Here is a 20,048-nt window from a genome sequence, read left to right on the forward strand (position 1 = left end):
CCTCCCTGCGTCACGAGCCCGGCGTAGCCCTCTCATCATGGTCGACGCTCCACTTCCATCCTGTTCGCCGCGCGGCAGGACGGGATTACCTTCTATCTCTTTGTGAACTTGATCTCGATGCGCGACGAGACTCGCTCTTAGAGCTCGGTCATAGGGCCGCAGGCCCGACCAGGCGTGCGCCAGGGCGCATCGCCTTAAAGAGAAATGGCACCCGCAGGAGCGTGAGCATAGCGACGCCGAAGGCGGCACGCGGGACCGAGTGCAGCGACGAGACCGGTTAAAAGGGCACCCGGGAACGGGGCAGTGATAGCGACGCCGGCATACTTCATGACGGCGGGCCCCTTTCCCGCGTGCCCCCGGCGAGGAGCACCGAAGCTCTGGCGCGAGGGATCGAAGCCGCACGGCCGAGACGCTGCGCGGCTCGGTTCACGAGAGCCCGGTGCGGCTCCGGCCGCACGCGCAGACACTGAAAGACCTGAGTGCACGTGATGCAGGCAACCCTGCGAGAACCGCCTGGCATTTTTCACAGTGGTCTCAGAACGGGGAAAACGTTGTCCCTCTGCTGACTGGGAATCCCAGCCTTGTGCTAGCAGCCGGAACAAACGAGCGGTTACAGGATTCGTCTTATTCGGAGTCTACTTCAATGCTGATGACCATTGAGCGAAGGCCGGCGATACGGACGCTGCGGGGATGGGCTATCGACGTGCTCCAGGAAGCGGGCGCCATCCGCGAGTGCGAGGAGCACGGTTGGATGCAGGACCGCGCCGATCCGCATGCACGAGAGCGCGCCTTCGATATCGCGCGTCTTCACCCGCCAGCAGACGTCTCCCCTCAGGCAGCGGAGGCCGCGGTTCGCGACGTGCTGGACTCGATTGGTGATACCTGCCCAGAATGCCCCTCTGACGAGGAGGACTGGCGCTAAGCTTCGACGCCAGCCCGTCTCCGACCTCAGCGGCCGAGCCGTTTCTCCACGCGCTTGCGCGCGTTGCCGACCTTTTTGACAGCCTTCTTCACCGCCGGCGCCGACTTTCGTGTCTTCTTCGCCTCGTACTGCACTTCGTAGTCCTGCCCGCCGGCCACCCGAGCCCGGTCCTGCTTTCGCCCGCGCGCCGTCTTCGACTTCTTTGCTGCCGCCATGGATACCTCCTGTTCGTGGCGTCGAGGCAACGCAACAAGGATTCCGCGGTTCCGGAACGATTCGAACTGTGCCAATTTGAATCGGCTGTAGCGTGGAGTTCTTCAGTGGCGTTTCAGCGTCAAAAACCGGCGAATATTGGCGTCAAGGCGCCTTTGCCCGGCTTCATCGAGCCGGCCCTGGCCACCTCGATCGAGAAGGTGCCATCCGGAGAGCGCTGGATTCACGAAATCAAGTTCGACGGCTACCGTGTTCAGGTCCATCTGGCCAACGAGACGGCGAAGATCTTCACCCGGCGCGGCCACGATTGGACGCATCGCTTCAAGAAGGTCGCTCACGATGCCTGGCGGATCAAGGCGAGCTCGGCGGTGGTGGACGGCGAGATCGTGGTACCGGCTGCCGACGGTACGACCGATTTCTCGGTCCTGCAGAACGAGCTCAAGGGCAAATCGAAGAGCATCGTGCTCGTCGCGTTCGATCTGCTCTACCTGAACGGCCGAGATATCCGGAAGCTACCGCTCCTTCAGCGCAAAGCCGAACTCAGGAAGATCCTAAGCGGCACCGACATCCAGTTCAGCGAAAGCTTCGAGATAGACGGCCGCGAGATGTTCGCGCACGCCTGCAAGCTCGGCCTCGAAGGCGTCGTCTCGAAGGTCCGGGGCAGCGGCCTATCCAACGGGACGCACGAATGATTGGGTCAAAAAGACCTGCGAACAGCGTGAGACGTTGACCATTGCCGGCTTCGCACTCGATGGGACGAAGTGGGACGGCATCTACGTTGGCCGGCGCAAGGGTGATGATCTGGTCTACGCTGGCAAGGTCGACCACGGCTTCGACAAGGTCTCGGCCGCCGATCTGCAGAGACGGCTTAGACCCCTCATCCGAAAGACCCAGCCTTACACCAAGCGCATCGGTCACAAGGGCATCTGGGTCGAACCCAAGCTTCTGGCCGAGATCGAGTATCGCGCGAAGTCGGCCGAGGGAAAGGTTCGCCACCCATTTTTCCGGGGCCTGCGGGAGGACCTGTGATGGATGCGTTCGATCGCTTCTGGCAGTGGGCGAACAAGCCCCCCGAAAGTCCGCTGACGATTCCGGCCGAGCTGCATCAAGCGGTCATGGAGCTCGCTCCCGAGGACCGAGCGGACCGCACCACGGTGAACCGAGCCGCAGCGCGCGCAACAGCCCCCGAACGATGATCGCTTGACGGCAACCCTTTGGCTTCCCTCGGTGCCGCCGAGCAAGAACTGCCAAGAAACTAACTCCGCGCACGCTGCAGCGCAGCTTCCAATCGCTCCCTCTCCTTATTCCAACGATCGTCTTCGGTTTGCGATCTCTTCGCGAGAGCCTCAACCTCGGCCTGGATGGCGGCAGCCCGCTTCGCGTGCTCCTGCTCCGCCTTGTCCAGCGCAGCCTGCGCCTTGTCGACCGCCTGCTGACGGCGCTCACGTTCTCTCTGCCTGGCGGCCTTCTCCCTCGCCCGTTCACTCTCCCGGCGCCTCTCCTCCCGTTCGTAGGCAAGCGCAGCCTTCCGCTCGGCCGTCTTGTCGACGGGACGTGAGGAAGGCTTCTTCACAATTTGGCCCCTCGATCTGTGCGGGGCGTTCGTCGATCTTCTGTCCCCGCCGAGATCGGAGGGCAGTTCGGCTTGCTCGCTGAAGGATCGGCTGGATCCGACCGGGCGCCTGAGAACGACGCCCGGCTTCTTCATGGCCGCAGCGATGACGTCCGGATCGTCGCTTTCCTTCGCCGCGCCCTGGTGGAAGAGATTGCTGTTGGCGCCCCAGGCTTCGAGGGCCGCTTTCATGGAAGGAGCGGCGATCGCCAGATCGAAGAAGCCCAGCGAAGTCTGAAAGGTCTTCAGTTTTCTCGCCATCGGTCTGATCCGCCCTCCTCAATCGAGCGTCAACGTCGCATGCCACGGAGCCTGCGGAACACGACGCGGCCCCGAAGCGTTCCCTAATCCTTGAAGGACGTCCACGCATTTGGCAACGTGCTCTTAAGGATTGGCCTCGAATGAGCCGGACGTCGACCCTGCCCAAGCGCCTGCAGCCGATGCTCGCTACGCTCACCGACGCGCCGTTCGACGATCCCGGCTGGGTTTTCGAGGACAAGTATGACGGCTTCCGGATGATCGCGAAAATCCGGCGAGGCAAGGTTGCGCTCTACAGCCGAAATGGCAAGATCATCAGCCGCAGCTATATCGAGGTCGCCAAAGCGCTGGAGGGCGTGAAGGGCGATGCCGTGATCGACGGGGAGCTCGTCGCGATCGGAAAGGACGGCGTCTCGCATTTCCAGTTGCTTCAAAACGCGCTGCGCCATGAGGCGAAGCTCCTGTATTGCGCCTTCGACCTCATGTTCGCAGACGGTGAGGACCTGCGTGCGCTGCCGCTCCTCGAGCGCAAGAAGCGGCTCAAGGCCATCCTTCCGCGCCACAAGCTCGTCGCGTTCAGCAACCACCGCAAAGGCAAGGGAACGAAGTTCTTCGCAGATGCGGAGCGGAGACATCTCGAAGGCATCATGGCCAAGCGCGCCGATAGCCCGTACGCGTCCGGACGCCGGACCGCCGACTGGCTGAAGGTGAAGACCGCGCAGCGACAAGAGGTCGTGATCGCCGGCTTCACGGCGCCGAGGCGAACCCGGCCTTTCTTCGGCGCCCTCGTCCTCGCGGTACGCGAAGGGGATGCATGGCGGTACATAGGCCACGTTGGCACCGGCTTCAGCCACCAAGTTCTCGAAGAGCTTCACGGCAGGCTCATGAAGCTCAAAACCGCCAAGTCACCGTTCCCTGCCAAGGTGAAGGATGAGCAGGTCACGACCTGGGTGCGTCCTGCGTTGGTCGCAGAAGTGAAGTTCGCGGAGTGGACCAGCAACGGCGAGCTGCGCCAGCCGGTCTATCTCGGGCTGCGGTCGGACAAAAACGCGAAGAACGTCGTACGCGAAAAGAAGCGGTCGCGAAAATAGCGCCGCCGAGACGAAGCGTAGACCTGTTCAGCCGGCGTCGCGCTCAGATGCCGAAGGCCATGGCGGCAAGGGCGGCAACCCGAGAGCCTTACGTACCGGTCCGAACGACCGCCGGTGAGCGGCGCATGCGCCGAGTCTGGCGAGCGCTTCATAATGAGCCGGCACCGGGTAGCCCTTGTGATCCGCGAAGCCGTAGCCGGGGTGTCGCAGGTCCAGCGCCCGCATGACGGCGTCGCGCTCGACTTTCGCGAGGATGGAGGCGGCCGCGATGCTGGCGGACCTGGCGTCGCCTTTGATGATGGCCTGCTGAGGAATATCGATTTCCTTCAACCGCTTCGCATCGATCAGCAAGTGCTGCGGCGTCAAGCCTAGCCCCCGGACCGCACGCTGCATGGCCTGGATGCCCGCCCAATAGATGTTGATCGCGTCGATCTCCTCGACCTCGACGAACGCCACAGACCAACACTCCGCCTTTTCCTTGATCTCCTTCGCGAGTTCTTCGCGAGCCGCGGCGTCGAGTTTTTTCGAGTCGTCGATTCCGACTATCCGCGTGCCCGGTTTCAGGATCACGGCGCCAGCGGAGACCGGCCCGGCGAGAGGGCTCATTCCGGCCTCATCCACGCCTGCCACGGCATGATGGCCTGTTTCCCACAGAGAGGTCTCGAAGCGGAGCATCTTGCGGAGGCGCTGCCCTTCCGACCTATTTTCGAAGCGGCGTTTGTCGATTGAAGCCAGAATGGCCCGCGCTCCGGCGCGGGTGTCGGCCCGCAAGATCTGCTCGACGCTGGCCTCGAGCGGTCTTTTCTCAACGACATAGCGCTGACGCAATACATCGAGTGAGTACTGGGACATTATGGCCTTCGTGAAGATTGACTGTTGGGGAGCATGTCAGTGAACTTTATGGCGATTGTCTGAAGTAGCTCGCCTCACCGACCGCGCAACGCCCTTTCAAAAGGAACCCGGCCAGCTCTTCCGCGCGGGTTCGGCCTCCATTTCCTCGCCATATTGTCGCTCGCCGGCTCGGTAGAAGGACCCGTGCTCAGTCGCCGTCCCGAGTAGATCGGGGCCGGCATGGCCGCAAACAAGGTAACGGCGGTACGCTTGGGGCTGGGGAGGCAAATCGACAGTCCGGGACTATCAAACCGCTGCTCCCATTTGGCGGATTTTTCTTCCCTCAGTCGTTACCTCAAGAGGCGTTTGCTCTTGCCCGTTCGCGCGCCTCGCGCCGACGTTGACGTCTTTCGCGCCGTCGCTTGGCACGATCCGGCGGGCTGCCGCAGCGGAGGAACAGGCGCCGGCGAGGTCGCACTCGTCTCCAAAACTGGGGGCGCCTCGGCCCTTTCCAAGGCCGTTGGCCGCGCTTCCATCAATTCGAGCAACGCCCGTCCTTTGGACGTGATCTTCCATCCTCCGCTTATCCGTTTGACCAATCCTTGTGAGAAGATGTCGAGATCGGGCACTCTCGCCGCGAGGGCGCCTGGTCCGGTCCGCCCAGTCGCGGCCACTCGTTGCCAGGATGGCCATATCCCTCTTGAGGTCCTCCATCACGGCAAAGCCGTCCGGATAAGCTACCAAATCTTCAGGACGGTGACTTGAAAGTTCACGCCCGCCCCGCGATCAGCGCCACATCGTCGGCGCGTGCGAGAGGGCGTCGCGACCAACCTGTTTGAGACCTTCGGGAGAAATCTCGCCTCTCGTCGCAGCCTCTAGGATTTTCGACGCGACGTGGGTACGTGCCCCGATCTCGCGGTGCGAGACGCTTTCACAGACTTCATCGAGAATCGCGCGCAAAAGCGCGGTGGTTGCCGTGTCGAACATAGCAGCCCCCCAAGGGAAAATCTAATCCTAGCGCGGTTTCGCCCGCTTGGGGATTCAAGCATGTTAAACTTTGCGGACGGTGCACTGCACCCATAGCTGCGTCTCGCCCCCAATGGATCGCCTCTCTCCCAAAACCAAACTGATTAGGCTGAAAGACTACGCTGCCCAAACACTCCCCCCAGGGCAAATCACGCAACTTGATAAACTTCCGCAGTGGCGCGGCCTGCAGCGCGCAAAGTGTCCCCTCTCATTGCGAATCGCGAGGTTGACGGCTCTATGCGCCGTTGGTTCGGCCTCGCGGCTGTCACCTATCTGCCGGTCAGCGCGATAGTCTCACGCGACCTCGTCGAGATGGGATTTACGGTCTGCCAGAGCCTGCGCGGATGACGAAGGAGTGACCGTCTGGCGTGACCGGTGCTTCACGATAGGCTAGGCCGACTTTCGCTGCGGCTTCGCGGCGGGCTTTTTCGCCGCACCCTCCTTGGCCGCTTTCTTGCCGGTGATCGGCATCAGCATTTCCCTCTGCGCAGCGGCCGCCTTGCGCGGCTTCTTGGCCGGCTTCTTCGGCGCCTCAGTCGGGGCCGTCGCCTCTCGTCCGATGCTCTTGCGCAACGCGTCCATCAGGTCCACGACGTTCTCACCTCGAGGACGCGCTTTCGCGGTGATGGGCTTGCCCGCGCGCTTCTGATTGATGAGATCGATGAGGGCGGTTTCGTACTGGTCTTCGAACTTGTTCGGCTCGAAGTGGCCCGCCTTCTGATTGACGATGTGCTTGGCGAGATCAAGCATGTCCTTGGTAACTTTGACATCCTGAATGCCATCGAAATACTCGTCCGCGGAACGGACTTCGTAGGGATAGCGCAGCAGCGTGCCCATCAGCCCCTTATCGAGCGGCTCGAGCGCGATGATATGTTCGCGATTGGTCAGCACCACACGGCCGATTGCGACCTTGTTCATCTCGCGGATGGTTTCCCGAATGACGGCGAACGCATCATGCCCGACTTTACCGTCGGGACGCAGGTAGTAAGGACGAATGAGATATCGCGGATCAATCTCGCTGCGGTCGACGAACTCGTCGATCTCGATCGTTCGCGTCGATTCCAACGCGACGTTCTCAAGCTCCTCCTTGGTCACCTCGATGAAGGTGTCAGTATCGACCTTGTAGCCCTTGACGATGTCTTCGTTGTCGACCTCCTCGCCGGTGTCGGCGTCGACCTTGGCGTACTTGATCCGATGGCCGGTCTTTCGGTTCAGCTGGTTGAAGGAGACTTTTTCGGATTCCGAGGTGGCCGGATAGAGCGCGACCGGACAGGTGACGAGGGAGAGACGCAAGAAGCCTTTCCAGTTGGCGCGGGGGGCCATCGCGGGAACTCCATTACTGATGCCGGATTCAAGACGAACCAACCGGCTTGGTTCCGACATCGCTGCCCGCTCGATAGGAGGATTTTTCTCAGCAGCTGCCCTGGTCGGACTCGACATTTGTTCTTGTTATGTTCTAATTCAGGCATGACCGACCGACCCGCGAGCTGGCGCATGCCGACCCCGAAGCAGATGGAAAAGCTGGCCGCCGAAGCCGCCCGTAGGCCGAGCCCTTCCACTGCGGCTCCAGAGGCGCCGCTTCCAGCCGAATACTGGGAATCGGTCCTCAGAGACCCTCGCGCCGGCACGACCGGGGCTCAAATGCGGCAGCGGTGTCTTTCCGAAATTCAGCGCCACGTGCTCCGCGTCTCCTGCCGCCGCTGCGAACGTACCTTAGAAATCCAGACGGCCGATGCTGTCCGATTGTATGGCCGCAACGCAGTTTGGAAGGACGTGGCGCAGCGATTGCTCGACAACACCTGCCAGCAGCGTACCGGCAGGCATGAAGAAGACGGGTGCTGGCCAGCGTTCGAGACGCCGTAGTCGCTCAGCATTTGCCGATCCGATCTCTTTGCGCCTGGATGTCCGGATGGCCCCGAAGTATCACCCTACGCCCCTGTCGGGCGGCGATCGCAAGGCTCTGGCGAAAGAGCTCGGCAAGGCACGCGCGATGGCTAACATCCTGGCTACCCAATCGGCAGAGATGCGGGCCAAAGGCGAGGCGATGATCCAGCAAGCCGATAGGCTGCTTTGCGAAAGCTGGAACGAGCGCATGTGGAGTGACGGCGAACCGATCGATCCGTCGCCGACCATCGATCAGGCCGTGAACGGTGGCTTCCCCTGGCTGGAGATCAGGTGCGCGCGCTGCAAGACGCCAAGCGACGTGGACCTCGCGGCGATGAAGCACCCGCCGACCACCTTCGTGCACGATCTCGCCAGCCGGCTGCGCTGCCGCAAATGCGCCAAGGCCGGCCGGCGTCCATCCGCGACTCTGTTACAGTTGACGTGGCAGCCGCGCCACCCTCGAACCGAACCCTGACCAATGTGCAATCTCTATTCCATCACGACCAACCAAGCGGCTATCAGCGCGCTGTTTCGTGTCGTGAACCGATACGTTGGCAACCTGGCGCCGATGCCGGGAGTTTTTCCAGACTACCAGGCACCGATCGTGCGCAATGGGGCGGAGGGCCGCGAACTCGCGACGGCGCGCTGGGGGATGCCGTCGTCGTCAAAGGCACTGATGGACGCCACCAAGAAGCGAGCCGAGAAGCTGCAAGCCAAGGGCAAGACGGTGGATTTCAAGGAATTGCTCAGAATGGAGCCGGACGGCGGCACGACCAACATCCGCAACGTGAAAAGCAAGCACTGGACGCGATGGCTCGGGACCGAAAGCCGCTGCGTGGTGCCCTTTAACTCCTTCAGCGAGTTCAACAAGGCCGAGGGCGGTGATATCTGGTTCGCGCTCGACGAGACCCGCCCACTCTCCTGCTTCGCCGGCATCTGGACCAATTGGACGTCCGTCAGGAAGGTCAAGGAAGGCGAGACGACCAACGACATCTTCGCGTTCCTGACGACGGAGCCGAACGCCGAAGTAGGCGCGATCCATCCGAAGGCGATGCCCGTGATCCTGACGACGCCGGACGAGGTCGAGACCTGGATGACGGCTCCTTTAGACGAGGCCCTGAAGCTACAGCGGCCGCTTCCGGACGGAAGCCTCCGGATCGTCGCCCGCGGCGTCAAGGAAGATCCGGCCGCACCGTCATGACGACCGCAGCACAATATCCAGGACGACCAGAACCGTGCGACTGAAAGATGCCGAGATCCGCGCGCCGTCCGTGGACATGATGACCATGAGCGCCCGGATTACCCCTGTGAGGGGCGGTGCTCCTTAGATTTCGACCGTGAGCATGCAGGAAGCACCGAAGAGGTGAAGACAGTTCGCAAGAGTGGGAGAATCAAAGAGGCACCCGCAGGAGGGTCAGCATAGCGCCGACGCGCAGCGGCGGGACCCGAGACCGAGTGCAGTCGCGAGACCGGTTAAGAAGGCACCCGACCCGAAGGGCAGTGATAGCGACGCCGGCATGCGATGACGGCGGGCCCGAGGGCGAGTGCCTCCGGCGAGCGACACATTGCGCTTGCCCTTATGCAGATGTTTGCGGCAACGATCGTCACCCGAAGGGCGGAGACGCTCTTGCGGTTCCGCTCGCAGGCGTGTGCCTGTGAGTAGAGCGTGACCGGCCGCGGGCCGGTGCCGCCCTGACGACCGTCACAGCGGCTACTTCTCTGCGACGGGAAAGGCGGCGGACTCGAATGCTTCGTCCGTGTCGCGAGACCGCCTCGGTAGAAAGGCCCTCATCTCTCCCTCGTCCAATGGGTACTTTTTCAGATTGAAGGTCCCGTGGAGCTCGGACATTTCATAGAAGCGCACGGATCGGCTCCGGCCATCCAAGGCGGCGATGACGGCATATTTCACTGCCTCGGTGCAACGCATCCCGAAGATGATCTCTTCGAGCTCGAGCGGGGAATTCTGCAGACCTCGCTCTCCGATCAAACGCCATTCCTGCTCGTACCGCCAACTCGCCGCTCTTCGCAACAAAACTGCCTCGTCGACCTGAAGACCAGCATCCTTGTCGCCATCGAGCATTGCCAGGACCTTGCTGGCGTCAACAAGCCGCTTGCCGCCGTACTTGACCTTATGGAGATCATGTTGCGCATTGGGCGGTACCGAATAGCCAATGCAAACACCCCGATGCTGGTCGCCATAGTGGCTCCACATCAGCGGGCAGGTCACGCGCTGAGCCAGAGATACAATGCCCTTGTCATATTGCAGCAGCAGTTCTTTTTCGAGCTGGCGACCAAGGAGATATTGATGAGGATCCGCCATCTCGTAACTTGGATCGCCGGCGTTATAGTTGACCTCTGAAATGACCTGATCAGCCTGCAACCGGCTCAACCGGCTGATGTGATCCAGGGTTTTCGGACCTTTGTATCTAGTCGGCTGTGAACAAGCCTGTAAGCGGTTGAGCAGGAGTCTGTTTTTGGGATTTGATGGCGTTTGAGATTGCAGGGATTTGAGGCTTGATGGCCGCAAACCCTGCAAATTCGTTTTGTGGATTCCTGTCCACTGTGAACCGTGCTTCTGTGGTGCACCGGAGGGACGATGCGGCCGAAGAAGCACAAGACGACAGGATCGAACGATCTGTTCCGGGCACGGCTGGACCAGATCATCAACATGAAGCACGAGCTGGTTCTGCTTGCCGGCAAGATCGACTGGGACTGGATCGACAGCGAGATCGCCCCGCTCTACAGCGAGAATGGCAGGCCGGGGATCGAGACCCGCTTCATGATCGGGCTGCTGTTGCTCAAGCACATTTACGGGCTGTCCGATGAGGGGGTGTGCGAGCGCTGGGTGCACGATCCGTACTTCCAGTTCTTCACCGGCGAAGAATTTTTCCAGCACGTTTTCCCGCACGAGCGCTCGGACCTGAGCCATTGGCGCAAGCGGCTCGGTGACAAGCTGGAGCGGTTGTTGGCCGAGAGCCTTCGGGTGGCGCACGAGACCGGTGCGTTACGCAGCCAGGACCTCAAGCGGGTCACGGTCGACACCACAGTGCAACCGAAGGCCATCAGCTTCCCGACCGATGCCAAACTGCTGCATGCAGCGATCCGGGGGCTGAACCGCCTGGCGAGGAAACACGGGGTCAGGCTGCGGCAATCCTATTGTCGCGTGGCCAAAAGCGCGGCGATGATGGCGGGCCGTTACGCTCATGCCAAACAGTTCAACCGGCATCAGCGGCAGCTGCGTATCCTGCGCAGCCGGCTGGGGAGGATCATCCGCGACATCCGCCGCAAGATCGAAGGCCAGGCGACGCTGGAGGAGGCGTTCGCCCTCCCGCTTGGCCGGGCCACGCAGATCCGCTCGCAGCAGCAGCGCCAGCGCGGCTTCAAGCTTTATTCTTTCCATGCCCCGGAGGTGGAGTGCATCGGCAAGGGCAAGGCCGCCGCGCCTTACGAGTTCGGCGTGAAGGCCTCCATCGTTACCAACAATCGCCGCGCCCCCGGTGGCCTGTTCGTGCTGCATGCCAGGTCGCTGCCCGACAACCCTTACGACGGTCACACGTTGCGGGACGTTATGGACCGCACCGAGACACTTACCGGCTGTGCGATCGAGCGGGCCTATGTCGACAAGGGCTACCGCGGCCACGACGCGCAAAATCCCCGTCGCGTCTTCATCTCCGGCCAGAAGCGCGGTGTCTTCGGCGCCATCAAGCGTGAGCTGCGCCGCCGCTCCGCCATTGAGCCCATCATCGGACACCTCAAAGCCGAAGGACACCTCGGCCGGTGCTACCTCAAGGGCCGCGCCGGCGATGCGGCAAACGTCGTCCTCTCCGCCGTCGGACACAACCTCCGTCGCATCCTCGCCTGGTTCAGAGAACTTTTGCGCCTATTGTTGGTCTCGCTCTGGCGCACGCTCAACTCTCCAGCTCAGCTCAATCCGGCTTCTTAACGGTCGACTATCTAATGGTTTTGGCGGCGGCTTTCATCTCCGCGCCGACGCGGCGCTCGACGAACTTGCGCAACGCACGTTCAAGGTCTGGGGTGGGAAGATCCGTGTTGAGCGAGGGCCGTGTATCGAGCGGATCGTTGAACGTGCTTGGATCGGCATAGAACAGATTATCGGCAATGATGATATCCAGCGTGAGATTGTTGAACACGCGGTATTTGAACAGCCGCCTCGGAATGCTTAGTTTCCTTGCCATTGCAGTTTGAGTCCGGAGGTTTGTGTTACGAATCGATGACGGGCGATATGGCTGGTTCTACACCGGCCCTTCCGACATGGTCGCCGAAATCGATATTCAAAGTCGGGGTGGACAGCTTATTGTGGCTCTCGCGGTAACGATGACGGTTCGATTGCGCAACGAATGGACGCGGGCGTTCTCATGACGAATTCGGATGAAGCGTTACCCTCGGACCCTCGCGAGAATGCTGTTGTCTGGGCACGGATCAGAAATTGGAGGTTCGCATTCCTGGCTTGCGGTGTCGCCGGCATAGGCCTGTCCTTGGCGCTAACTGCGGCCCTGACGGTGACGCGTAGCGCATACCTGACCGATGGCATTCAGATCTGGGACGCGACGTTAGGGCCGCTAAGCGGACACGGCGGGAGCCCCGAGAAAGCCTATAAGCTCACTGTCAATCATCCCGCGCAGCTGTATCTTGGCGACGATCTACCGATATCGGTTTCGCTCTCGGACGTAGCGAGCACCTATCAGCACGATCCAAACGCTCGGGTGCACATCGCGATTGATGGGCCCTCTTTAAAGATAGTCCCGGCCGACGGCATCGATTTGACGCTCAAGGACGGTAGTTCGACGACCTTCCTGGTGACTGCCTCGGCCGTAGGGAATAAGAGCGTAAGGATCGTCGATCAGTTCTGGATCACGGATGCGCCGACCGTGCGCGAAAAGCCGTTGCCATCCTCCAAGGCCGGCGAGCTATTTCCGAGAAAACCCGATGCCGAGGACGCGCGCATCATCAACCTCGTCGTCCTGGATCGGCCTGTGTTCATGGCTTTCAGCCGGAACGTGACGAGCGACTTACAGGTCATTGCCTCCATCATCGGAATTCCCGGCCTGCTTGTGTTCCTGCTGTCGGGCTGGCGAGAGCGGAGGAAAGCAGCCGCCGAAAAGCGAAAGGACGATGCTGCGCATCGAGTGATCAAAGCTCCGGCTGACTTGCAGAAGCCGCGCAAGATCGAGCGCTAGACGGCCGGTGCGGATCGACTATTCCGGTATTTAAGCACTTGCGTAAATTACAGCAATGTTGTATATTACAGCAATGTTGGAGATCGATGTGTGACCGAATATTCGACGAGTGATCTGTCCCGAAAATCGGGAGACATCATTGCTGAGGCGCTGCGCCGGCCCGTCACCATTACCCAGCGGAATAAGCCGCGCCTGGTGCTGCTCAGCATCGAAGACTATCGCAGGCTTAAGGCCAGAGCCGACACCAGGATGGCCGGCCGGCTTGAGACGATGCCGGACGAGCTGTTTGAGGACGTTAAGAATGCGGTCGATGCCTATGAGCGGGACGGTGACGATCCGTGAGCCAGCACGAGCTTCGCACCGGATGTGTCATCCGCTTTCCTTATCTGTGGGTACGTGAGGCCGAGCGAGGGGAGACCGAAGGTCGCAAGCACCGTCCGGTCGCTGTGGGTGTGCGGATTGCACGGCCCAAGGGCGAGGATATCCTGGTGCTGTTTCCAATCACCAGCCAGCCGCCCTCTTCCGATCGTTTTGCCGCCGAAATTCCAGAAATGGAAAAGCGACGCGCAGGGCTTGATGCCACGCTGCGGCTCTGGATCATTCTTGACGAGTACAATCAGGATATCATCGGCCAGTCGTTCTACCTTGAACCGGAGCCGCTGCTTGGCCATTTCAGCAAGGCTTTTTTTCTGCCCTTGATGAGGGAATTCATTTCCCGCCGCGCCAAGACGCGGGGCGTTAACCGACAGCGTTAGATGAACGAGCCCACCAAGAGAGGCGACCTCTCACCAGAGCAGCAAAATACGGCGACGCTGATGCGGCAAATGCTCGGCAAGAGTATTGCCGATCGCTACGTCGACTTTTGCCGCGTGGCTTCGGGCGCGATCCCGCTTCGCGTATCCGTTCCGGTAGCTGGCCATGCCATACGGGAGCTCGATTCAGTCCTGCGGCAGACGCTGGCAGGGCCAATAGGTGTCGCTCTTGAGGCGACGACCGAGGATAAAGCGCGACTCAAGGCGGCCAGGAAGCAACTGCGCGCGCTCGGCTTCAAGGATGACGCCGTCAACCGCGCCGTCGAAAAATTGCGGCCGCGCCGCAGCCATAAGGAGGAGATTCAGGCGATCGTGACGCGTCTCGGGCTTGGCGCTGACGGCGATATCGCCAGGGCATGGATCTCGATTGCTCAGGCCCATGGCGAGGCCCACCGCCGCGATTTTTATCGGTCTCTAGTCGTCGATGAAGAGTTTCGGCTCGAATGGCAGCAACCGTTCGACACGGTCGTCCGCGGGCTGATGATCGCGCTTCAAGGAAAGTATGCCGCCTTCATGCAACGCGTTGACCAGCTCGTCGCGATGGCGGATCGCGCGGCGGCGGTGAAGATTTTCGTCAAAGAAATACCTGGTGCGTTACCGCTGCTGTGGCATTTCTTCAATCAACTCCAGACCGCGGACTGGCTCCCTCATTTGGCGGCCGAGAATCTCTTGGTGGGGCCGACCTTGCCCGCCGACGACGACGCGGGTGATGGGCTGCTGCTGCGCCAGTGGCCTGCGGGCCGCTATCTAGTGCGCATGGCGGGCTCGGAGGACCCGGAGGTCCGCAGCCAGGTCGTTCAGGCGCTGCGTGGTGTCGGCACTTCACAGCACGTCGATGTGCAACAGCTGGGCATTGAAGTGTTGGCGGCACTCCCTGCCGATGATGCGGCGCCATTGGTCGACCTCGCCGAGACGTGGCTGACGCGCAATGCCCGGTTCGTTATGGCGCAAGCGCCACATGACCTGTTACGACGGCTGGCGCAAGCTGGCCACGGAGCTGCGGCGCTGCGCGTGGCGCGCGTGCTGTTTCAGGTCTTCGACAACGGCGGGCGCCTTGCCACGTTGTTCAGCCAGCACATGTACGAGCACTTCCTGCCGGACACGGTGAAGGCATTGGCTCCGGCGTGCGGCGTTGAAGCCGTTGGTCTGTTGTGCAGCCTTCTAGACCGAGCGGTGCGAATTAGCGGCAAGTTCAGCGAAGACCCGCCGTCTGACTACACCTACTACCTGTCGGGACAGATCTCCGAGCACGGCGTCAAGCATGACGTCATTGACGCCCTGGTCGGCGGAATTATCCAGGCGGCGAAGCTTGCGATCAAGACCGCCCCTTCGTGCACGCAGCAGGTCATGCTCGAAATCACCAGCCATCCCGCGAAGATATTCGTGCGGCTGGCGCTTCACGTGCTGTCGTTTTATCCCGGTCACGCGCCCGAACTGGCCGAAGGGTATCTCACCAAAACCGATTTGATCGAAGCAAGCTGGTGCAGCACGGAATATGCCGCGCTGGCACAAGCGTGGTTTCCTTCGCTGCCGCCGGCGATGCAGCAGCGTGTGCTGGCATGTGTGGACAGCGTTCCGGATAAGTACATCGGAGGATGGAAGCAGCGATTTGAGGCCCACAGCAAGAGGCCGGTCACGGCCAAAGACGAGCGGTTGTTTCGGCTTTCGGCGGTGCGTGACATTCTGTGGGGCTGGCGCTCGGTGCTGCCCGAGGACCGGCAAGCGCAAGTGACGGCGGCCGTCAAGGAGCTTGGCGATCCCGACGCGTGGCGGCGGGGATTTGACGAGCCGGAGGCGCCACCGCCCGAGGCTCCCGATTTTCAGGCAGCGCCCATCGATAAGATCATCGCCTTTCTGCAGGCATGGCGTCCGTCACCAGAAGAGAAGCGTCAGACCATGACCGCGCTGGCGCAGGGACTGCGGCTGGCTGCTGGCGAAAATCCGGAGCTGTATTCGGCAAACGCGCCGCGCTTTGCCGGGCTTCCATTGCTTTATGTTCGCAGAGTATTGGAAGGGTTAGAGAACGCATCCAATAACCGGAAGTCGTTGGACTGGGACGGCGCAGTGTCGCTGGTCGCAAGCGTCATTCAATCAACGGAGCACGTGCCAAGCGGCATTGAAGGCGACGATGCGGATACCTCGTGGTGCCTGAAAGCCGGAGCCGCTCTCCTCGCATCGGGATTGCGGCAGGGCGCGCGGGGCATCCCATTCAAGCATGCGGAGCTGGTCACACGGCTGGTATCCGCGTTTTATCGCCAGGCGCCGCGGCTGTCGGAGAGCACGTCATTCGAGGAGAGCTATCGGAGTTCGCCGTTTTTCGCAGCGCAAGGCACAGCGCGCGGCATGACGGTCGAGCTTGTCGTCCTCGTGCTGTTCTGGCTCAGCAAGGACGATAGCAGCCCGATCGGACAAGCGCCGCGAGCAGCGCTCGAAAGACTTCCGGCATTGCGAACGATCCTGGAAGCCGAATTGGCCGACGACACGCCGACTGGCCGCATTCCCCGCGCTGTGGTCGGACGCTATCTTAACTGGCTGTTCTTTTTTGACGAGGCCTGGTTCCGCCGACACATCACTGAAATATTGCCTGCGAGTGATTTGTCGCTGCGTGATGCGGGCTGGATCTCGCATCTCGCCAACGATAGCGGCCCTATTAAGGATCTGGCCGCGGATATGCGCGATTGTTACGTCGCCGAAATCAACCGCCTCAGCGCCGATGACGGCCCGGACGATCGCACCCATGTCGAAGAACGTTTAGCGCATTACCTCGTCGTTCTTTACATTTGGTCAGCGCTGCCAGACGAGGTGTTCCAATTGTTCTGGGACACTGCACCGGCCAGCGCACGAAAAAGCGCGATGTGGTTTCTCGGGACGCAGCTTGGACAGCCGCCGGATCAATTTCCCGAGCCATTCCGGGCGCGCGCGTATTCTTACTGGGACCGAAGGCTCGCGGCCGCCAAGGCGTCGTCGAACCCCGACTACTTTCGCGAGGAGATCGGGACGATCGGGCAGTTCTTCCTCAATGGCAAGATCGACGGCCCTTGGCTGATGAACCAGGTGTTGGCGATGGCGGCAATCGGGTTTGCGCCCTCGGAGCCCTATAGCGTGCTGCGGCATCTAGCGAAGCTCTCCGCGGAGCATCGGATACACGCCGTCGAGGTCCTCGCGGCTCTCGCCAAAAGCCCTCGCTTTGATCGATGGGTCTATATGACCCAGCAGGCGGAGGTTCGTCTCATCCTGGCAAACGGGATCGCGAGCGGCTCCGGCAGGGGGCGTTCGCTGGCTGCGGAGACGATCAGCTATATGGCGGCGTTGGGTGATGGCGGTTATCTGGACCTGCTCCCGAAACCGGAATGAGATCGCGTCATTCGCCCTCGCGATGACGTTCGATCGGCGGCTCGCAAGGTGCGGATAATTGAGTGCCGCCTCGTAGCAGGTTTCAGGGATGCGCGTTGGCGTCATCTGAGCAGGCGGATGGCCTTCCGTTGGCGCGAGTGCAGGCGCGATAGCGCCAGGGCTCGACGTAACTGCCCTTCCAGAGTCCGCGGCCGGCGCGCTCGGCGTCACGCTGGGCCGCGTCATATCGTCCCCCGGAGTATTGCGGCCAGTCCAATGCTAGACCGTTGCGCACGAGCCATTCGCCGAGATCAATGCCGCCGATCGAACACGTGGCAACAGTGCGTCCATATTGATCCAGGTTGAGAGGAACATAGTTGACCGGACGCCGGCCGATGTAGCTGTCGAGATCATTCGCCGCCTCCGCGCCGCAACGAATTGCAAGCTGTCCTCGCCGCGGCAGAGCTGACTGCTTTCCGGCGCATCGACGCCCCACAGCCGAATGCGCGTGCCGTAAATTTCCAGTGTGTCGCCATCGACGACGCTGGCCTGACCAACGAAATTGTCGGCCACGGCGCCGCCTGACAGCAAAACAAGCAGCAAGAGCAATCCGAGGCGTTCGATCATGAGGGGACACCAGCAGTCAGCGCAGATTTCGCGGATTGAACTTGGGCCAGTTTGTGAGCGGCTTGAGCGACGGTAGATTCTCGGGCAACTCGGGAAAATGAAACTCCGTTCCGCGCAGCCAGCGTCCCTCGAAGCGTGCCCAGAACAGGATGGCATCCATCTGCCAAGTAAACTCGTGGACTCTCCAGACGCCACCATTCTCGATGACTTCACCGGTTGCGTTGAAAGGCAGGCTGTTGAGCTTGCAAAGGGCGTCGATCTCGTCCCAGTGCTCCCGGATATAGCGATCCTCCAGCGCGACATGGTACGGCCGGTCGGCCCGCCAGCGCGGCCCGCCACCGCGCGGATAAAAGCCCTGGCGCGGCATCATGAATTCCGGGATGTGCGCGAACGCCCTGCCGACGCGGCGCGCTTCATCTGACGACAGCTTGCTGACACCGAAGCTGTACCGCTGCTTGTCGTCACCGCAATAGACCCAGCCGAGGGTCACGCCATTGGTTCCCTGACCACGTAGCACTCGGAATTTTCCCGGACCACAGTCCAGGGCGGCTTGAAACGGCGGGCTGCCTCCGTTAGAACAAAATAAGAACAACAAGCTGGTCGGGTCAATCTGGACCGAGGCCAGCCGCCAGAGGCAAGGTCCGAAATTCGCAAGGCAGGGCGCCAGTATGACATCCGATATTAGTGAACACTTTCAGGGCATTTGGCGTCGCGCGCTGAACGCGCCATCGCTCGCTGCCCTGACTCCTGAATTGATCGAGAGCTGGGCTCGGGAGCGCGGACTTAATGTAACCGGCGTCGAGGAACGCGAAGTCGGAGCTTTTGCCACGATCCCGGCAATCATACTGAGCGTCGGCGACGCAAAAGCATGTTTTCCGAAGAGTCCAACGGAGGACGACCCGAGTTGGTCGTCCCGGCGCGCGCTAGCGGACGCCGAGGCCGCGCTGTGGGAGAAGATGGAGTGGTTCTCGCCGCTGTGGGTTCCCAAGCGCGACGTCGCCAAAATTCTTGCCACGGCAAGACACAGTTCGCGGCAGCAAGCTCTGCAGTGGTTTCAGTATCACACCTCCACTTTGTACACGCTTTCGTTTCAGGCAATTTGCATCGCGCAAATTTTGCCCCAAGCCCGCAGTCTCAGTGAGTTATGTCCCCTGGCGCGGGAAGCGTACCTCGCCTTTTATAATGGCTATCGTGCGTCGAGCATTGCAGCACTCATACCCGCGATCGAAGGCAGCCTGAGCCGGATCGCGTCACCTTCAGAACAGGATGTTTCGATCCCGACGAAAGTTGACCGTGTGGTCGATCGCGCCATCGCAACGGCCGCAAAGCGTCACTTTGAGAAAATGTGGGTGCCAGCTGATTATCTCAGCAAAGACTATTTGTTTGGTCAGGACGAGCGCGTCTTTGCGTTTGAGACGTTCCGCCGCTGGCTGCACAATTCCTTCTTCAGGAAGACCGACGAGTATGACGGCGGCACATGGTTGAACCGCCACATGTTCGCGCACGGCACACATTCGCTTTGGCAACAATCATCCAATTTCGAGCGCCTGGTCGTTGTCTTGGCGACCTTGGCGCTGATCGAATCCTGGCATGACGATACGCACAATGTGTCGCTGATTTTCCCCGTGATGGATGAGGACAGCAAGCTGCTTTGGCAGCAAGCCTTGGCGCGCGGGTTTGGGCAGATGGGACTAAAGCGGCGCGAGCAGCGGCGTTTCCAAAAACATGGACGTCTGGTGCCGGTGATGCCCACGGATGACGGCGGTCTTTTGCGAAGAGCGCTTCTAGCGGATGACTGCATCAACGAACTGGTTCGACCGCTGCGCGATTCCGGCTGGAGTGTTGAAATTGGAGAGCCAGACGAAAAGGCGCTGTACGTAACTGTCGTAGCTACCGCCGGCGATGAGCGCATGACGATCGCACTTCTGTCCGGATGCGCGACCGATAACGCTTTGTACCGGAAGTTGGCAGAAACCTGTGCTGCGATCTTGTATCGTGGCGCGCCCTACAATCAGCAACAATTTGCCTACGGTATCAATGTTCATGTTGGGCCAGCGGCGGCGTGGCTGCCGCCCGTACCGCGCAACGGTAAGCGCCGCTTTCGATCGCATCCAATCTGGCGACGCTTGCAGCGGCTCAAGGGGCGGGTTGCGTTTGCCGCCAAGGCCATCAAATACGACATTCGGCGCCGACGGCAGCGTCCCGCACAACAACTTTAGACTAGGGAAGAACGCGAAGGCT

The 20,048-nt window shown here is 61.1% G+C and carries 22 protein-coding genes and 2 pseudogenes; 13 read left to right on the forward strand and 11 right to left on the reverse strand.

Going from position 1 to position 20,048, the window contains the following annotated elements:
- Positions 1 to 643 precede the first annotated feature (643 nt).
- Positions 644 to 922, forward strand: coding sequence for a hypothetical protein (locus IF803_RS19860; RefSeq protein ID WP_028343457.1), 279 nt, complete (start codon positions 644 to 646; stop codon positions 920 to 922).
- 26 nt (positions 923 to 948) lie between these two features.
- Here the strand turns inward: IF803_RS19860 and IF803_RS19865 are convergent, their stop codons facing one another.
- Positions 949 to 1,137 carry a DUF3606 domain-containing protein gene (locus IF803_RS19865; protein ID WP_016848274.1) on the reverse strand — a complete coding sequence of 63 codons (189 nt, stop codon included), beginning with the start codon at positions 1,135 to 1,137 and terminating at the stop codon, positions 949 to 951.
- A 105-nt stretch (positions 1,138 to 1,242) separates the two neighbouring features.
- Between IF803_RS19865 and ligD (IF803_RS19870) the strand changes: the two are divergent.
- Together ligD (IF803_RS19870) and IF803_RS19875 are read left to right on the forward strand one after the other, a co-directional pair.
- Positions 1,243 to 2,164: pseudogene (gene ligD / locus IF803_RS19870) on the forward strand (non-homologous end-joining DNA ligase).
- A complete protein-coding gene (locus tag IF803_RS19875) occupies positions 2,164 to 2,331 on the forward strand; it encodes a hypothetical protein (protein ID WP_016848276.1) in 168 nt (55 codons plus the stop codon). Before ligD (IF803_RS19870) ends, IF803_RS19875 begins: the two are co-directional and overlap by 1 nt.
- A gap of 59 nt (positions 2,332 to 2,390) precedes the next feature.
- On the opposite strand, the gene IF803_RS19880 is transcribed toward IF803_RS19875, so the two are convergent.
- The gene (locus IF803_RS19880) at positions 2,391 to 3,008 is read right to left on the reverse strand and encodes a cell envelope integrity/translocation protein TolA (protein ID WP_016848277.1); all 618 of its coding nucleotides are present in this window, start codon (positions 3,006 to 3,008) and stop codon (positions 2,391 to 2,393) included.
- 140 nt (positions 3,009 to 3,148) lie between these two features.
- Here IF803_RS19880 and ligD (IF803_RS19885) point away from each other — a divergent pair, with 140 nt between their 5' ends.
- Positions 3,149 to 4,096 carry a non-homologous end-joining DNA ligase gene (gene ligD / locus IF803_RS19885; protein WP_028343454.1) on the forward strand — a complete coding sequence of 316 codons (948 nt, stop codon included), beginning with the start codon at positions 3,149 to 3,151 and terminating at the stop codon, positions 4,094 to 4,096.
- Between the two features lie 27 nt (positions 4,097 to 4,123).
- On the opposite strand, the gene IF803_RS19890 is transcribed toward ligD (IF803_RS19885), so the two are convergent.
- The 4 genes and pseudogenes from IF803_RS19890 to ku form a co-directional block, all read right to left on the reverse strand.
- Positions 4,124 to 4,948 carry a ribonuclease HII gene (locus IF803_RS19890; protein WP_028343453.1) on the reverse strand — a complete coding sequence of 275 codons (825 nt, stop codon included), beginning with the start codon at positions 4,946 to 4,948 and terminating at the stop codon, positions 4,124 to 4,126.
- A gap of 334 nt (positions 4,949 to 5,282) precedes the next feature.
- Positions 5,283 to 5,700, reverse strand: a pseudogene (locus tag IF803_RS19895) (hypothetical protein).
- Between the two features lie 13 nt (positions 5,701 to 5,713).
- On the reverse strand, positions 5,714 to 5,914 hold the full coding sequence (locus IF803_RS19900; protein WP_016839814.1) for a hypothetical protein: 201 nt from the start codon (positions 5,912 to 5,914) through the stop codon (positions 5,714 to 5,716).
- 429 nt (positions 5,915 to 6,343) lie between these two features.
- On the reverse strand, positions 6,344 to 7,276 hold the full coding sequence (ku, locus tag IF803_RS19905; RefSeq protein ID WP_038380139.1) for a non-homologous end joining protein Ku: 933 nt from the start codon (positions 7,274 to 7,276) through the stop codon (positions 6,344 to 6,346).
- A gap of 144 nt (positions 7,277 to 7,420) precedes the next feature.
- Here ku and IF803_RS19910 point away from each other — a divergent pair, with 144 nt between their 5' ends.
- From IF803_RS19910 to IF803_RS19920, 3 genes are read left to right on the forward strand one after another with little or no spacing between them, the layout of a single operon-like run.
- Positions 7,421 to 7,816 (forward strand): hypothetical protein, encoded by a 396-nt coding sequence (locus tag IF803_RS19910; RefSeq protein WP_016839811.1) that lies wholly within the window; start codon positions 7,421 to 7,423, stop codon positions 7,814 to 7,816.
- Between the two features lie 46 nt (positions 7,817 to 7,862).
- Positions 7,863 to 8,312: a hypothetical protein gene (locus tag IF803_RS19915; RefSeq protein WP_016839810.1), complete on the forward strand. Its 450-nt coding sequence runs from the start codon at positions 7,863 to 7,865 to the stop codon at positions 8,310 to 8,312.
- 3 nt (positions 8,313 to 8,315) lie between these two features.
- The gene (locus IF803_RS19920; protein ID WP_028343450.1) at positions 8,316 to 9,038 is read left to right on the forward strand and encodes an SOS response-associated peptidase; all 723 of its coding nucleotides are present in this window, start codon (positions 8,316 to 8,318) and stop codon (positions 9,036 to 9,038) included.
- 510 nt (positions 9,039 to 9,548) lie between these two features.
- On the opposite strand, the gene IF803_RS19925 is transcribed toward IF803_RS19920, so the two are convergent.
- Positions 9,549 to 10,226 carry a DUF2971 domain-containing protein gene (locus IF803_RS19925; RefSeq protein ID WP_240537189.1) on the reverse strand — a complete coding sequence of 226 codons (678 nt, stop codon included), beginning with the start codon at positions 10,224 to 10,226 and terminating at the stop codon, positions 9,549 to 9,551.
- A 207-nt stretch (positions 10,227 to 10,433) separates the two neighbouring features.
- Here IF803_RS19925 and IF803_RS19930 point away from each other — a divergent pair, with 207 nt between their 5' ends.
- The gene (locus tag IF803_RS19930) at positions 10,434 to 11,780 is read left to right on the forward strand and encodes an IS5 family transposase (protein WP_028343449.1); all 1,347 of its coding nucleotides are present in this window, start codon (positions 10,434 to 10,436) and stop codon (positions 11,778 to 11,780) included.
- A gap of 7 nt (positions 11,781 to 11,787) precedes the next feature.
- Here the strand turns inward: IF803_RS19930 and IF803_RS19935 are convergent, their stop codons facing one another.
- On the reverse strand, positions 11,788 to 11,988 hold the full coding sequence (locus IF803_RS19935; protein ID WP_179077353.1) for a hypothetical protein: 201 nt from the start codon (positions 11,986 to 11,988) through the stop codon (positions 11,788 to 11,790).
- 225 nt (positions 11,989 to 12,213) lie between these two features.
- Between IF803_RS19935 and IF803_RS19940 the strand changes: the two genes are divergently transcribed.
- The 4 genes from IF803_RS19940 (at position 12,214) to IF803_RS19955 (ending at position 17,201) form a co-directional block, all read left to right on the forward strand.
- Complete coding sequence (locus tag IF803_RS19940; protein ID WP_125459157.1) at positions 12,214 to 13,035, forward strand: hypothetical protein; 822 nt, start codon at positions 12,214 to 12,216, stop codon at positions 13,033 to 13,035.
- 90 nt (positions 13,036 to 13,125) lie between these two features.
- Positions 13,126 to 13,377, forward strand: coding sequence for a type II toxin-antitoxin system Phd/YefM family antitoxin (locus tag IF803_RS19945; RefSeq protein WP_016844889.1), 252 nt, complete (start codon positions 13,126 to 13,128; stop codon positions 13,375 to 13,377).
- Positions 13,374 to 13,790, forward strand: coding sequence for a hypothetical protein (locus IF803_RS19950; RefSeq protein WP_016844888.1), 417 nt, complete (start codon positions 13,374 to 13,376; stop codon positions 13,788 to 13,790). Before IF803_RS19945 ends, IF803_RS19950 begins: the two co-directional genes overlap by 4 nt.
- Entirely contained in the window at positions 13,791 to 17,201 is a 3,411-nt protein-coding gene (locus IF803_RS19955) for a hypothetical protein (RefSeq protein ID WP_028343447.1), read from the forward strand.
- Between the two features lie 82 nt (positions 17,202 to 17,283).
- Here IF803_RS19955 and IF803_RS19960 read toward each other — a convergent pair whose 3' ends face one another.
- The 3 genes from IF803_RS19960 to IF803_RS19970 are packed head-to-tail and all read right to left on the reverse strand — an operon-like array spanning position 17,284 to position 18,297.
- The gene (locus tag IF803_RS19960; RefSeq protein WP_311990334.1) at positions 17,284 to 17,577 is read right to left on the reverse strand and encodes a thermonuclease family protein; all 294 of its coding nucleotides are present in this window, start codon (positions 17,575 to 17,577) and stop codon (positions 17,284 to 17,286) included.
- Positions 17,460 to 17,807, reverse strand: a complete 348-nt coding sequence (locus IF803_RS19965; protein ID WP_311990552.1) for a thermonuclease family protein — start codon at positions 17,805 to 17,807, stop codon at positions 17,460 to 17,462. The genes IF803_RS19960 and IF803_RS19965 overlap by 118 nt, the downstream gene beginning before the upstream one ends.
- Before the next feature lie 16 nt (positions 17,808 to 17,823).
- Positions 17,824 to 18,297, reverse strand: a complete 474-nt coding sequence (locus tag IF803_RS19970; protein ID WP_016844887.1) for a hypothetical protein — start codon at positions 18,295 to 18,297, stop codon at positions 17,824 to 17,826.
- 178 nt (positions 18,298 to 18,475) lie between these two features.
- On the opposite strand from IF803_RS19970, the gene IF803_RS19975 reads away from it, so the two are divergent.
- Positions 18,476 to 20,026 (forward strand): hypothetical protein, encoded by a 1,551-nt coding sequence (locus IF803_RS19975; RefSeq protein ID WP_016844886.1) that lies wholly within the window; start codon positions 18,476 to 18,478, stop codon positions 20,024 to 20,026.
- Positions 20,027 to 20,048: the final 22 nt, after the last annotated feature.

The organism is Bradyrhizobium sp. UFLA06-06 (assembly GCF_054820065.1).